Here is a 12,882-nt window from a genome sequence, read left to right as displayed (position 1 = left end):
GATCCGGGACGTAGAAGCCGCGCTTATCGGTTTTCAAATTGTGATGCTTCTGGCACAACGGAAACAAGTTACTCGGTGTGGTTTTGCCTCCCTGGTTAAACGCGATGCGGTGATCCAACTGGCATAACCGCGAAGGCATCGTACACCCCGGGAACACACAGTGGGTGTGACGGGCACAGACCACGCGTCGCATTGCTTCGGTTGGGGTGTAACTATCCGTGTGTGCCTGGAGTTCTTGTTCCATGTCGACTTCGGTGATTTTCGCTGATGCTAGGAGGTCATCGAGTGCCACGGTTGCCTCTGGGGTCAAGGCGCCTACCCCTGGGACGTAGGCTGGCCCACCAGCTTCACGACCTTTTGGTACGAACACGTGCAGGGTGGTTTTCGTTGGGGTGATCTCCCCGGACAGTAGTTTCACCATCGCATCTGCCATCGATGTTTTGTGTTCACGAGCGGTAGCCAACACATGCTCGCGTACTACCTGTGCAGTTAACGGATTCGTCGCTAACGTCACCAACGTTTTCACAGTCCCGGACTGTGCAGACTGCTCAAACGAGACTGTGTCATCAGCAGCATGTGCTTGGGCGATACGCTGCTTGCGCCGCTTCGGGTTGTAGGCGCACGTTGGGTCAATCCGTTTAATCATTTCCCGGATACGCCGGGTAATCGTTGCGGTTTGTGGGGTGAGTTGCCCAGCTCGTGTTGGGGTGAACGTGAGCGTCAACATTGCATCAAATTGACCGTAGGCTTCCTCGGTGATGTCTGGGCCGAGTTCAGCAAGAACATTGTCAATGGCACGCAGGTGCTGCAGATCCATCACACGGGTCTCGGCTTGGAGTGCCCGTAGTTTCGGCAAATGTTGCAGGCGTGCGTGCGAGAAGATCGCTTGCTCGACTTCACCTTTGCCCCAGCCGGTTGCTTGCTTGATGGCGACTACTTCCAGATCGAAATCATCAATAGCAATGCTTGTCCCAGGTGTGGCGAAGTGACCGAAGACCTCCCAGTAGCCATCGCGGAAGCGTTGGCTGACTGCGCTTAGTGGATCTTCTGGTCGCTGTGTGCGGAAGTATGGTTCGCCCACGGTCTACCCCCAGTGTTGTGTTCCCTATGTTCCCGTTGTTTTATGCCCCTAATTATACCCGCTTAACTGTTCTATGTGCAAGGGCTAAACCAGCATGTATTCCACTATTTCCACACGTACATTCACCAGCCAGACTGGCGGTTGCATTCAGTATAGCGACCGATTCCACACGCCCTTTCCGTCGATAAGAAAATGCCAAACGGGCGTTCGAACAGCATCGACGAACGACCCCACTGCGAATGTAAAACACAACTGCGCGCGAAGTGGTGTAAGCTACGCCACATGTCGCAAAAGGCGCTTCTCCTTCTACGCCGCGGCGGGAATCAGGCCAGGTAACACGGCCGGCACCCCGTCGCGGAGTTTCTGTTGGCCGGCCGTGGACCCGTACGAAACGTAATTTAGGAGTACCCACATGAGCAACGAAATTTTTGCGCCTCGCGAAATCATCACCCCGAACGGCCCTCGTAATGAAGGCCAGCCAAGCTGGAACAAGCAGCGCGGCTCCCAGATGCCGGTAGACCGCTACCTGCCGTTTGCCAAAGAGGTTGAGGACATCACCTTGCCGGACCGCACGTGGCCGGACAAGAAGATCACCGTTGCGCCGCAGTGGTGCGCGGTGGACCTGCGCGATGGCAACCAGGCCCTGATTGACCCGATGAGCCCGGAGCGTAAGCGCCGCATGTTCAACCTGCTGGTTGAGATGGGCTTCAAGGAGATTGAGGTCGGCTTCCCGTCCGCTTCCCAGACGGACTTTGACTTTGTGCGCGAGATCATTGAGAACAACATGATCCCGGATGACGTGACCATCCAGGTGCTGGTGCAGGCCCGTGAGCACCTGATTCGCCGCACGTTTGAGGCATGCTCTGGCGCGAAGAACGTGATTGTGCACTTCTACAACTCCACGTCCAAGCTGCAGCGTGAGGTGGTGTTCCGCAAGGATCGTGACGCCATTAAGAAGCTGGCCACGGATGCTGGTGAGCTGATTCGTGACATTGCAGATGACTACCCGGACACCAATTGGCGCTGGGAGTACTCGCCGGAGTCCTTCACCGGCACCGAGCTGGATTTTGCGCTGGAGGTGTGCGACGCGGTTGTAGAGACCATGGGCGCGACCCCGGAAAACCCGATCATTATTAACCTGCCGTCCACGGTGGAGATGATCTCCCCGAACGTGTACGCGGATTCTATTGAATGGATGCACCGTAACTTTGCCAAGCGCGACAGCATCATCCTGTCCCTGCACCCGCACAATGACCGCGGCACCGGCGTCGCGGCGGCGGAGCTGGGCTACATGGCCGGCGCGGATCGTATTGAGGGCTGCCTGTTTGGCAACGGTGAGCGCACCGGCAACGTGGACCTGGTCACCTTGGGCCTGAACATGATGACCCAGGGCGTGGACCCGCAGATTGATTTCTCTGACATTGAGAAGATCCGTCAGACCGTGGAGTACTGCAACCAGCTGCGCGTTCCGGAGCGCCACCCATACGGCGGTGAGCTGGTGTTCACGGCGTTCTCCGGCTCGCACCAGGACGCTATTAACAAGGGCCTGGACGCCCTGGCGCAGAAGGTGCACCCGGGCGCTTCCAGCACGGACGTCACGTGGGAAGAGCTGCGTGAGACCGTGTGGGAGGTCCCGTACCTGCCGGTGGATCCGAAGGACGTGGGCCGTACCTACGAGGCTGTGATCCGCGTGAACTCCCAGTCCGGCAAGGGTGGCGTGGCCTACATCATGAAGACGGACCACGGCATCAACATGCCGAAGGCGATGCAGCCGGAATTCTCCGCTGTGGTGCAAAACATCACGGATGCAGAAGGTGGCGAGGTTAACTCCAAGAACATGTGGGACATCTTCGCCAGCACGTACCTGGATCTGGATTCCCCGCTGGAGTTGGTGGACTATGAGGTTACCGGCGCGGCTAGCGATGAGGACGATTCCGCTATTCAGGCCAACGTTATATTCAACGGCGAGGCGCGTGAGATCAACGGCACCGGCAACGGTCCTATTGCGGCGTTTGCCAACGCCTTGGAGTCACTGGGCATTGATTTTGAGGTGCAGGATTACTCCCAGCGCTCCCGCACAGCGGGCGATGATGCGGACGCAGCCTGCTACATTTACGCAGATATTGACGGTACTAACGCATGGGGCGTGGGTATTGCGGGCTCGACCACGCGCGCGTCTTTGAAGGCGATTGTGTCTGCGGCCAACCGCGGCCTGACCGAAGGCAAGACTGGTGGCGTGTAGTCCATCCTGCGGACATTCCGAAACCGTCATTGTAGGTATTTGTACATACGTGTAAGGTTGCGGGTATGAACAAGCAGTTGTCGGCATACGTGATTCCGGATCACGGCCTGGGTGCGGTGAGAAACGTCCCGGCCGTGGACGTGCTCACGCCTGCCGTCATGCGCCATCTGGGGGACAGCGCTGTGGCGGACTTGGGCGTGGCCTTGGTTCCTAACGGCACTGGCTTTGACATCACGTTCCAAGATGACGTGCTTGGCACCATGAGCGGGCGTGATGCGCAGGAGTTTTGGGAGCTTTCCTCCCTTGCCCACAGCGGCCTGACCCCGCACGCTACTGCACGTGCCACCGCGGGCGACCCGGTGCAGCTGGTTGTTCGCCTTCCACGCCCGGGTTTGATCTTGCCGGTGAATGAACCACCGGCGCAGCCGTGGGCATTCCTGGCAGATGGCCGTTCCATTGAGCTGGACTACCTCCCAGAGGCCGAGCAGGCCAAGGACTTGGAACGCAAGCAGATCCTGGTCACGCTTGGCTTTGATGATGCTGGTGAGGTTTCCGCATACACCGACGGTGTTGAGGTAGCGCAGCTGGATCCGGCGCAGGGTGCAGAGGTTGCGCCGACGCTGCGTTCCATGGAGCGCCGCGGCCTGGTCCCGGTGGCACGTGGCTACCACTCCCCGATCGGTGGGGCACCAGTGCTCTCGCTGTCTATCGGCGCTGTAAACACCGGCGAGTTCCCGGCTATTAGCCCGATCCCGCCGCTGGAGGACACTCGCAAGGTCCGCCCGCTGCCTATGGCAGAGTCGGCTGCGCAGACGTCTGTGATTCCGGCCGTGTCTGCGGCTGAACACTACAGTGCGGATGATGACGCTGTAAGTGCCGTGACTGACGTCGATGCACCTGCAGTGGCTGCCGCTGGTGCTTCTTCCGCAGGCACCCCGTCCCGCGCACGCAAGCGCACCTTGCACGCCGTTGGCATGATCGCCGCGGCTGGCGCCTTGGCCTTGACCATTGGCGGCTTGAGCGCGTTGACCTCGTCGTTTATGCAGGAGCGCGACTCCGTTGTTGACAACTACGGGCATGCAGAGACCTCCGAAGTCACCTCCGAGGCAGAAAGCAGCACGGAAAGTAGCACGGCAACCTCCAGCGAGAAGCCGTCCACCAGTTCGCAGGAAGTCAAGCCTGTGACTTCCTCGTCGCAGGTTGTTGAGGCACCGGCTCCGGCTCCTGTTGAGGCTCCGGCGCCCGCACCAGCCCCGGTCCAGGCCCCAGTTCAGGCCCCGGCACCAGCTCCGGTCCAGGCACCTGCTCCGGCACCAGCGCCCGCTCCGGCTCCGGCACCAGCACCTGCCCCTGTGGAGGAAGCGCCTGCACCAGCACCTGCGCCTGAGGTTGCTCCGCCAAACGAGCACCCGCATGAGCAGAACTTTGGGCCGTTCAAGGTCCGAAGCAATGTGCCGTTGGATCAGCCGTTGTATAGGGTTGCGCCGTAGCGTCGGCAAGCAAAAGCTCCCTGCTACGCTGCAAGAATGACTTACCCCTACGTCGCGCTGTCCGTGCGGGCGAATGGGATCCATCCCTCCAACGCGCGGCTGCTCACCATTGACGCGGTCACGTTTGATGCCGCCGGGCGCATCGGCGAGGAATTCCACCAGGTGCTCAACCCGGGCACGGATCCGGGCCCGCGCCACACCCACGGCCTTGAGGTGGGCGATTTCGCGCAGGCACCCCGTTTTGCCAGGCAGTTGCGCACGCTGGACAAGCTTATCGACGCGAAAACGTTAGTTCTCTACGACTCCCCCCTTGACTGGGGCATGATCGTCTCTGAGGCGAAACGGGCGATGAACGCTGCGGCGCGCGCGAACCGCTCCCGGCGCGGGCGTGGCAACAAGCACCGCCAACGCGTGGGGCACGTGCCAAAGCCGGAAGCGATTGTGGATGTGCTGGCTACTGTGCGCAGGCAGGGCCACATTCCTGTGGACGCGAGGATGGAGCACGTCGCAGACCTGATTGGCGTGGTGCCGGTGAGCGGCGATGCTCGGGTTCGCACCCTGATCGCCATGTTCCTGGCGCTGAAGGAGGTCGGCGAGGTGGTCTCGCTGAACCCGGCTGACCTTGCCGGCGACCGTTTTGGCCTGCAGCGCTCGCAGGTGCGGGTGGATGCGGCGAAGGCCGGTAACTCCTCGCGCGCCGCCGGGCACACGCAGACGGCCAACGCCAGGAACGCGGAGCGTGTAGTGTACACGCCTGCGGAAGGCCTGCAGCACGGCATGGAGTTTGTGGTCACGGACGATGTGACCGTGAACCCAGATGTGCTGATCGCCGCGGGTGTGGACGCTGGGCTGAAGTATGCCGAGAAGCTGACCCGTCAGACGTCTGTGGTGGTGTCCGAGGCGTTGGCAAAGGGCGTTGAGCTGCGCGGCAAGGCCATGCACGCGTTCCGGAAAGACGTGCCAATTTTGACTGCCAGCGAGTTCGAAGCCGCCGTGCAGACAATGGCGGACAACAGTGTGGGTGCGGGAGAGTAACCTATCCTGCATGACTGACAACAAGCGCTCTACACAAGGACGCTTTACCCGCCTGCGATCCTCGTTGGCGCTGGGTGCTGCGCGTTTGGCCACCACGGCATCGAAGGCCACCGGCCGCGGCGCTGGCGGCATGATCGGCGGCCTGGTTGCGGGTGCCATTGACCCAAACATTATGGACACGGTTGCCGCTGGCCGCCCGGCGGTGCTGGTGACGGGGACCAACGGCAAGTCCACAACCACCAACATGCTGGCAAGCGCGTTGCGTTCTAAGTACACGGTGGCCACCAATGATGGCGGCGACAATATGGACGCTGGCATTATCTCCGCGCTTCTGGCGGGCAAGGACGCCTCCCACATTGTGCTGGAGGTTGATGAACTGCACGTGCCGCACGTGGCCAAGCGCCTCAAGCCGGAGGCGATCGTGCTGTTGAATTTGACGCGTGACCAGCTGGATCGCGTGGGTGAGATTACCAAGATTGAGCGCGCGCTTCGCGCCGCGGTGCAGGAAAACCCGCAGGCAACGATTGTGGCGAACTGCGATGACATACTGATTACCTCCATTGCCTTTGATCACCCGAACGTGGTGTGGGTGGCCGCTGGCGCCGGCTGGACCGGTGATTCCGTGACCAACCCACGCTCCGGCGGGCACATCGTGCGCACGGAGGACGACTGGTTTGCGGTCGAGCCGCTTGAAGACGGCCGTGAGTTCCGCCGCCCCACCCCCTCCTACAGCGTGGACGCGGATGGCCTGCACACGCCGGAGCGCACCGTGGGGTTGTCGCTGCAGCTGCCGGGGCGCGCGAACCGCGGCAACGCCGCCCAGGCCGTGGCGTGTGCCGTGGAGGCCTTCGGCGTTTCTTTGGAGGACGCCGTTGCCGCTGCTGAGGGCGTGAACAACGTCGCCGGCCGCTACACCACCGCCCACCTTGGTGAGCACGAGGTGCACTTCCTGCTGGCCAAGAACCCTGCCGGCTGGCAGGAGGCGCTGACCATGCTGGATACGGACGCCGCGGGCATTGTCATCGCCGTGAACTCCCAGCAGGGCGACGGTGAGGACGTCTCCTGGCTGTGGGACATCACCTTTGACAACTTCGAACGCATCCCCGTCAAGGCGTCCGGTGAGCGGGCGACGGATCTGGCGGTGCGCCTGCTCTACGGCGGCGTGGACAATGAGCTGATCCATGACCCGGTTGAGGCGATCCGCGCGTGTCCCCCGGGCCGCGTTGAGGTGCTGGCAAACTACACTGCGCTGCTGAATTTGCGCCGCGCACTTGCAAAAGAGGAGGACTACCGTGCCTAACCTGACAATTGGCCTTGTACTCCCTGACGTGCTGGGCACCTATGGTGACGACGGCAATGCGCTTGTCCTGCGCGAACGCGCCTGCCGCCGTGGCATCAACGCGGAGATCCGCCGCATCATGCTCAGCGATGAGGTGCCTGCGGATTGTGACGTCTATACGCTCGGCGGCGGCGAGGACTCCGCACAAATCATCGCCGCCGCGCGCCTGGCCGCCTCCCCGGGCTTGCAGGCCGCAGCCGCCGCCGGTCGCCCCATCTTCGCGGTCTGTGCCGGCATGCAGATCCTCGGCCACACCTTCCATGCAGGTGGCAGTGAGTGCCAGGGGCTTTCACTTATCGACGTCTCAACGCACCCCTCCCCCACCCGCTCCATCGGGGAACTCGCCTCGGTGCCAACACGCGCCGGTGTCACCCGCGCACTTACGGAGCCACTAACCGGGTTTGAAAACCACCTCGGCGCAACCACGCTCGGCGCGGATGCCTCCGCGTTGGGCAAGGTCACCCGCGGTGTGGGTAATGGTGGTGATGCTTCTGGTTCTGGCTCTGGTGACACTGTGGAGGGCGTGGTGCAGGGCAGCATCATCGCGACCTACATGCACGGCCCCGCACTGGCTCGTAACCCGCAGCTTGCAGACTTGCTGCTTGCCCAAGCATTGGGCGTGGAGCTTGCTGAGCTGGAGCCGCTGGAAATCCCTGTGATCGATCGCTTGCGGATGGAGCGCCTCGGCGCGAAGTAGCGCTGGCTTGGCTTGGTTTGGGTTGGTCTGGCTAGAGCTTCAGGCGGCCGGTGAGCGCGCGGGAGAGCGTGAGTTCGTCCACGAACTCCAAGTCCCCGCCCAGCGGCATGCCGGAGGCCAGGCGCGACACGGTCAGATCCGGGAAGTCCTTCAGAAGGCGCGCGATGTAGCTGGACGTGGCCTCGCCTTCCGTGTCTGGGTCGGTGGCCAGGATAACTTCGGTGATCTCAGGCGCGTCCGCGCCATCAAGATCTGGGAGCACCCCGCCGATGCGCTGCAGCAGCGGCGCAATGGCCAGGTCCTTCGGACCAACATTTGCCAAAGGATCCAGCGCGCCGCCCAGCACGTGGTAGCGGCCGGAGTACTCGCCGGTGCGCTCGATGACCTGGATGTCTTTGGCGTCCTCAACCACGCAGACCGTGGATGTATCCCTGCTGGAGTCGGCGCAGATGCGGCACACTTCTTGGCGTGAGACGTTGTTGCAGATGCGGCAGAACATCACGCCGTCGCGAACCGCGGCTAGTGCTGCGCGTAGCCGGTCAATGTCTTCCGGCTCAGTTTTGAGCAGGTGGAAGGCGATACGCTGCGCCGATTTCGGGCCCACACCCGGCAGCCGCGAAAACTCATCAATGAGATCCTGCAGCGGTCCTTCAAACATATGACTCCTCGATCCTGAAAAAACGCCCGGCCGAAGCCAGGCGTTCAACTATGGGAAAAGCGTGAGCTAGATGATGCCGCCGAACGGCACCTCGCCCGGGCCTGCAGGCTGCGCACCGAACGGGCCGCCCTGGCCCTGCGGAGCCTGGCCCTGAACCTGGGTCAGCGGACCAATCTTGTCCTGCGCCAGCTGGCCAGCCTTGTTGTGAGCGTCACGGTAAGCGGCGAGGATGAGGTCCTGCAGGGTCTCAACATCGTCAGCGTCCACAGCCTCCGGCTTGATGGACAGGTCCTTGATCTCTGCACCACCGGTCATGGTGATGGTGACAAGGCCGCCACCTGCGGTGCCTTCAACCTCAGCGGCGAGCAGTTCTTCCTGCGCGCGCTGCAGCGCTGCCTGTACCTCGGCGGCCTGGCGGATCAGTTCCTGCATGTCTGCGGGCATATTCGGCTGGGTCATGGGTTCCACCCTTTCTGTAGTCAATAATTCGGCAACCAGTCTACAGACCGCTTACAAAGGGCGTGCCCCTAGCTCGCTGGCCAGCAGTTCCATCGCGATCGCGGTTGCGTCTCTGCGATCAATCGTGCCTTCCTCATCACGCGCCTGGTCCTGCATGTCACGCTCTTCGTCTTCCTGCGTGTACTCCTCCGGCACAGTCTCCGGCGCGGGAGGTGGTGGCGTGTTGTCGTCCCAGGGGTCGTAGGGCGGCTCGTCATCGGCTGGGGGTTCTGGCGGTGGCGGGATCTCGTCACGCTCGCGCTTTGCCCTCGCCGCAGCCTGGGCGCTGGCCGCCTGGACGGCGGCGCGCCAATCATCCTTCGCAGGAGCCGGTGGCTTCGGTGATGGCGCAGGGGCAGGGTCGTCGGGTTCGTCAGCCTCTGCTTCCTGCGCGCTTTCCCGGTTCGGGTTCCACACCTGCTTGCGCTCCACAGGTTTGAGGTTGGCTGCGGCCGGATCCGTACCGACGACGCAACGCACCCCCACCTTCGCATCCAACTTCTCCGAAAGCACAGCGGCGATGTCGGCGTTGTTGTTATCAGCGTTGATGCGCTCTGCAAGCGCGCCCGTGTGGTGGCCAAGGACCAACGTGTCGCCATCCATGCCAAGTGGGCGCGCCTCAGTCAGCATGATCTCCGCAACCTTGTTGCGGCCACCAACTGCTTGGCGAAGCTGCGTCCAATCCGCCTCAATCCTGACAAACAGCGCATCGGTGTCTGCCTGGGCGGCAGGTGCTGGGGCCGGTGTGGGTTCAGGCGTTGGCTCAGGCTGCGGTGCTGGAGGGGGTTCTGGAGTTGGCTCTGGCTGTGGCGCCTCCACTGGTGCAGGCTTCTGCGGCGCTGGGGTGGAGGTGCTGCGCACGTTGCGGTTCACGGCGGCGGCAGCAGCAGCGGCCGCAGCGGCAGCGCTTCCCCCACCAGACTGCGCCGGACCAGACTGCGCGGGACCAGAAGGAGCAGAAGGAGCAGGAGAAGCAACACTGGGCTGCAGCGTCAGCAGGTGCGCCATCATGATCTCAAGCAGCAGGCGCGGGGCGGTCGCGCCGCGGATGTCCACGATGCGGTCGTTGACCTCGGAAGCGAGCTGCGCCAACTGTTGGGAGGAAAACTTCTCCGCTTGGGCGCGCAGGATGTCGGCGCGGTCCACCGGGGCGTCTACAAGCGACTGCCCAAAAGCATCCGGCACGGTGCGGATCACCAGCAGGTCACGGAAGCGGTCCAGCAAATCCAGGGCGAAGCGGCGTGGCTCGTGGCCGGACTCCATCACCGCGTCGATGGTGTGGAAAACGGTGGAGGCGTCGTGGGCAGCAAGGGCGTCCACGGTGGCGTCGATAAGCGAAAGATCCGTGACACCCAACAGCGGCAAGGCAAGCTCATAGGTCAGACCGTTCGGGCCGGCGCCGGCGAGCAGCTGATCCAGGATGGACAGCGTGTCACGCGGCGAACCGCCACCCGCGCGGATAACCAGCGGGTAGACGTTCTCATCCACCACAACACCCTCTTCGGCCACCACGCGCTCAAGCAACTGCCGCATCGCAGCCGGCGCGAGCAGGCGGAACGGGTAATTGTGCGTACGGGAACGGATGGTGGGCAGGATTTTCTCCGGCTCCGTGGTGGCGAAGATGAAGATGAGGTGCTCTGGCGGCTCCTCCACAATCTTCAGCAACGCGTTGTTGCCGGCCGCGGAAACCATGTGCGCCTCATCAATGATGAACACGCGGTAGCGCGACTCAGCCGGCGCAAACAGCGCACGTTCGCGCAGGTCACGCATGTCCTCGACGCCGCCGTGCGACGCCGCGTCCAACTCCATCACATCCAAGTTGCCGGAGCCGCCCGGGGCCAGCGCCACACACGACGGACACTCACCACACGGCGTGGACGTCGGCCCATGCACACAGTTCAGCGAACGCGCAAGGATGCGCGCGGACGACGTCTTGCCGCAACCACGCGGACCAGAGAACAAGTACGCGTGCGCGATACGCCCGTTATCCAACGCGGTGGACAGCGGTCGGGTCACCTGCTCTTGGCCGATGACCTCACCAAACGTCGCGGGACGATATTTCCTGTACAGAGCCACGTTCAGCAGTCTACTGAAGGGCCCCTACACCCTCGAGACATGCAAGGAGCACGCAGGTAGCCACGCCATCCATCGCGGTTTCTACCTCTTCAAGCGGCGGCAGCGACGGCGCGAGACGAATGTTGCGGTCCTGCGGATCCCGTCCGTGCGGGAACGCGGAACCAGCCTTGGTCAGCGTGATGCCCGCTTCCTTCGCCAGCTCCCACACGCGCGTTGCGGACCCGCCGAGCACGTCCATAGAGATGAAGTAGCCGCCCTCCGGCTCGGTCCACTGCGCCACGCCGTACTCACCCAGGCGCTCGTGCAGAATGCGGATGACGGCCGCGAACTTCGGCTCCAGCGAACCGGCTAGCGACTTCATCTGGTTGTATACGCCCTGCTCATCCCCAAAGAAGCGCGCGTGCGCGAGCTGGTTGATCTTGTTGGGGCCAATGCCGCGTATCGACGCATGCTTCCCCCACCACTCCAAATTTCCCTCCGACGACGCGAAGAAGGCCACACCCGCACCCGCGAACGTGATCTTGGAGGTGGAAGACATGTACCAGAAGCGGTTCGGGTTGCCCTTCTCCGCCGCAATCTCAATGACGTTCGGGTTCTCCGGGAAGTTACCCGTCAGCGTGTGGATGGCATACGCGTTGTCCCACACAATGCGGAAATCCTTCGCTGCCGTCTCCATGCTGGCCAGGCGATCAATGGTCTCACGCGAGTAGATCGCGCCCGTGGGGTTGCCGTAAATAGGCACCGACCACATGCCCTTGACCTGCGGATCCTTCACCAGCTCTTCCACCACGTCCATGTCCGGACCCTCCGGCGTCATGGGCACGGTGACCAGCTCAAAGCCGAAGTGCTCCGTGATGGCGAAGTGACGGTCATAGCCCGGGGTTGGGCACAGCCACTTGACGGTTTCCTCATCCTTCCAGGGGCGCACCGAATCGTTCGTGCCCCAGATGTACGCAAAAGAGATCAGGTCAAACATGATGTTTAGCGACGAGGAATCTGCCGCCACAATGTTCGCCACATCAACGCCCAGCACGTTGCCCCACAGCTGGCGGATCTCCTCAATGCCCTGCAGCCCGCCATAGTTGCGCAGGTCAACGCCCTTGGCGTCCTTGTAGTTGCCCTCCCCCGGCAAGGACAGCAGCGCGTTGGAAAGATCCAGCTGCTCACTCGACGGCTTACCGCGCGTCAAGTCCAAGCTGAGGTTGCGCGCTTTCAGGTCTTCATAACGCTGGCGCACGTCCTGCGCGAGCGCTTCAAGTTCCTGCTGATTGAGGTTGGCAAAAGCGGTGCTTGTGGTGCCGTCTTGGGTAGTCATGCACTACATCGTACAAAACGCCCCCACGCACAAAAAGGGGATCCCACGCACCTGCCAGAGCTCGCTGACCCTTGCTGCGTTCCCGCCCTGGGGGAGTTCACAAGATAACACCGCGTGGGATCCTGCATGCCACTGTAGCCGGGAAGCCGTAAAAGACACAACCTGCACGTGCTGCCTGCGGTTTTGGTTCAGGCGGGGGTGTGGACTAACATGGCCAAAGACGCATTCGGAAGTTACTTTTTCGAGTGTCGCTGGAGGATTCGACTAGCGGCCTATGTCACACGCCTGGAACGCGTGCGGGTTTCACGACCCTCGTGGGTTCAAATCCCACATCCTCCGCCAAACACCGGCGCCTCGGTTTGATGGGGCGCCGGTTTTTTCGTTTGCGTTAGTGCCTGGCTGCAGCCATGAGAAGTTGCGGGTTAAGCGACAAAATGTGTGCTTTTTTGGA

The 12,882-nt window shown here is 62.3% G+C and carries 10 protein-coding genes, 1 tRNA gene and 1 other RNA gene; 6 read left to right on the top strand and 6 right to left on the bottom strand.

What is annotated here, in order from left to right:
- Positions 1-1,081: HNH endonuclease signature motif containing protein (locus HMPREF3104_RS02890; RefSeq protein WP_168156349.1), on the bottom strand; the 1,081-nt coding region annotated here is incomplete at its 3' end.
- Between the two features lie 412 nt (positions 1,082-1,493).
- On the opposite strand from HMPREF3104_RS02890, the gene leuA reads away from it, so the two are divergent.
- The 5 genes from leuA to HMPREF3104_RS02865 all read left to right on the top strand — a co-directional run bounded on the left by leuA (position 1,494) and on the right by HMPREF3104_RS02865 (position 7,884).
- Positions 1,494-3,323 (top strand): 2-isopropylmalate synthase, encoded by a 1,830-nt coding sequence (gene leuA / locus HMPREF3104_RS02885; protein ID WP_070494142.1) that lies wholly within the window; start codon positions 1,494-1,496, stop codon positions 3,321-3,323.
- A gap of 65 nt (positions 3,324-3,388) precedes the next feature.
- Complete coding sequence (locus HMPREF3104_RS02880) at positions 3,389-4,813, top strand: hypothetical protein (RefSeq protein WP_070494140.1); 1,425 nt, start codon at positions 3,389-3,391, stop codon at positions 4,811-4,813.
- Positions 4,814-4,849: 36 nt separating this feature from the next.
- On the top strand, positions 4,850-5,848 hold the full coding sequence (locus tag HMPREF3104_RS02875; protein ID WP_070494138.1) for a DNA polymerase III subunit epsilon: 999 nt from the start codon (positions 4,850-4,852) through the stop codon (positions 5,846-5,848).
- Positions 5,849-5,858: 10 nt separating this feature from the next.
- The gene (locus HMPREF3104_RS02870; RefSeq protein ID WP_070494137.1) at positions 5,859-7,148 is read left to right on the top strand and encodes a Mur ligase family protein; all 1,290 of its coding nucleotides are present in this window, start codon (positions 5,859-5,861) and stop codon (positions 7,146-7,148) included.
- Positions 7,141-7,884: a type 1 glutamine amidotransferase gene (locus HMPREF3104_RS02865; protein ID WP_070494135.1), complete on the top strand. Its 744-nt coding sequence runs from the start codon at positions 7,141-7,143 to the stop codon at positions 7,882-7,884. The genes HMPREF3104_RS02870 and HMPREF3104_RS02865 overlap by 8 nt, the downstream gene beginning before the upstream one ends.
- A 31-nt stretch (positions 7,885-7,915) precedes the next feature.
- Here HMPREF3104_RS02865 and recR read toward each other — a convergent pair whose 3' ends face one another.
- The 5 genes from recR to ffs all read right to left on the bottom strand — a co-directional run bounded on the left by recR (position 7,916) and on the right by ffs (position 12,558).
- A complete protein-coding gene (gene recR / locus HMPREF3104_RS02860; protein WP_052205581.1) occupies positions 7,916-8,542 on the bottom strand; it encodes a recombination mediator RecR in 627 nt (208 codons plus the stop codon).
- Between the two features lie 66 nt (positions 8,543-8,608).
- Positions 8,609-9,001, bottom strand: coding sequence for a YbaB/EbfC family nucleoid-associated protein (locus HMPREF3104_RS02855; protein WP_052205582.1), 393 nt, complete (start codon positions 8,999-9,001; stop codon positions 8,609-8,611).
- 51 nt (positions 9,002-9,052) lie between these two features.
- Positions 9,053-11,116, bottom strand: a complete 2,064-nt coding sequence (locus HMPREF3104_RS02850; protein ID WP_070494133.1) for a DNA polymerase III subunit gamma and tau — start codon at positions 11,114-11,116, stop codon at positions 9,053-9,055.
- A gap of 10 nt (positions 11,117-11,126) precedes the next feature.
- Positions 11,127-12,431, bottom strand: coding sequence for an aspartate aminotransferase type Ic (locus HMPREF3104_RS02845; RefSeq protein ID WP_070494128.1), 1,305 nt, complete (start codon positions 12,429-12,431; stop codon positions 11,127-11,129).
- A 31-nt stretch (positions 12,432-12,462) separates the two neighbouring features.
- An RNA gene (ffs, locus tag HMPREF3104_RS02840) (signal recognition particle sRNA small type) lies at positions 12,463-12,558 on the bottom strand.
- A gap of 126 nt (positions 12,559-12,684) precedes the next feature.
- Between ffs and HMPREF3104_RS02835 the strand changes: the two genes are divergently transcribed.
- A tRNA-Ser gene (locus tag HMPREF3104_RS02835) sits at positions 12,685-12,773 on the top strand.
- Positions 12,774-12,882: the final 109 nt, after the last annotated feature.

The organism is Corynebacterium sp. HMSC30G07, from assembly GCF_001806945.1.
Taxonomy (GTDB): Bacteria; Actinomycetota; Actinomycetes; order Mycobacteriales; family Mycobacteriaceae; genus Corynebacterium; species Corynebacterium riegelii.
The sequence above is the reverse complement of the archived record's forward strand: the minus strand, read 5'-3'. Positions and strand labels throughout refer to the sequence as shown.

Bases quoted from the DNA above. Each gene is read 5' to 3' on its own strand.
- HMPREF3104_RS02855 (WP_052205582.1), bottom strand. From the start codon at position 9,001: ATGACCCAGCCGAATATGCCCGCAGACATGCAGGAACTGATCCGCCAG.
- HMPREF3104_RS02875 (WP_070494138.1), top strand. From the start codon at position 4,850: ATGACTTACCCCTACGTCGCGCTGTCCGTGCGGGCGAATGGGATCCAT.
- recR (WP_052205581.1), bottom strand. From the start codon at position 8,542: ATGTTTGAAGGACCGCTGCAGGATCTCATTGATGAGTTTTCGCGGCTG.
- HMPREF3104_RS02870 (WP_070494137.1), top strand. From the start codon at position 5,859: ATGACTGACAACAAGCGCTCTACACAAGGACGCTTTACCCGCCTGCGA.
- leuA (WP_070494142.1), top strand. From the start codon at position 1,494: ATGAGCAACGAAATTTTTGCGCCTCGCGAAATCATCACCCCGAACGGC.
- HMPREF3104_RS02845 (WP_070494128.1), bottom strand. From the start codon at position 12,431: ATGACTACCCAAGACGGCACCACAAGCACCGCTTTTGCCAACCTCAAT.
- HMPREF3104_RS02880 (WP_070494140.1), top strand. From the start codon at position 3,389: ATGAACAAGCAGTTGTCGGCATACGTGATTCCGGATCACGGCCTGGGT.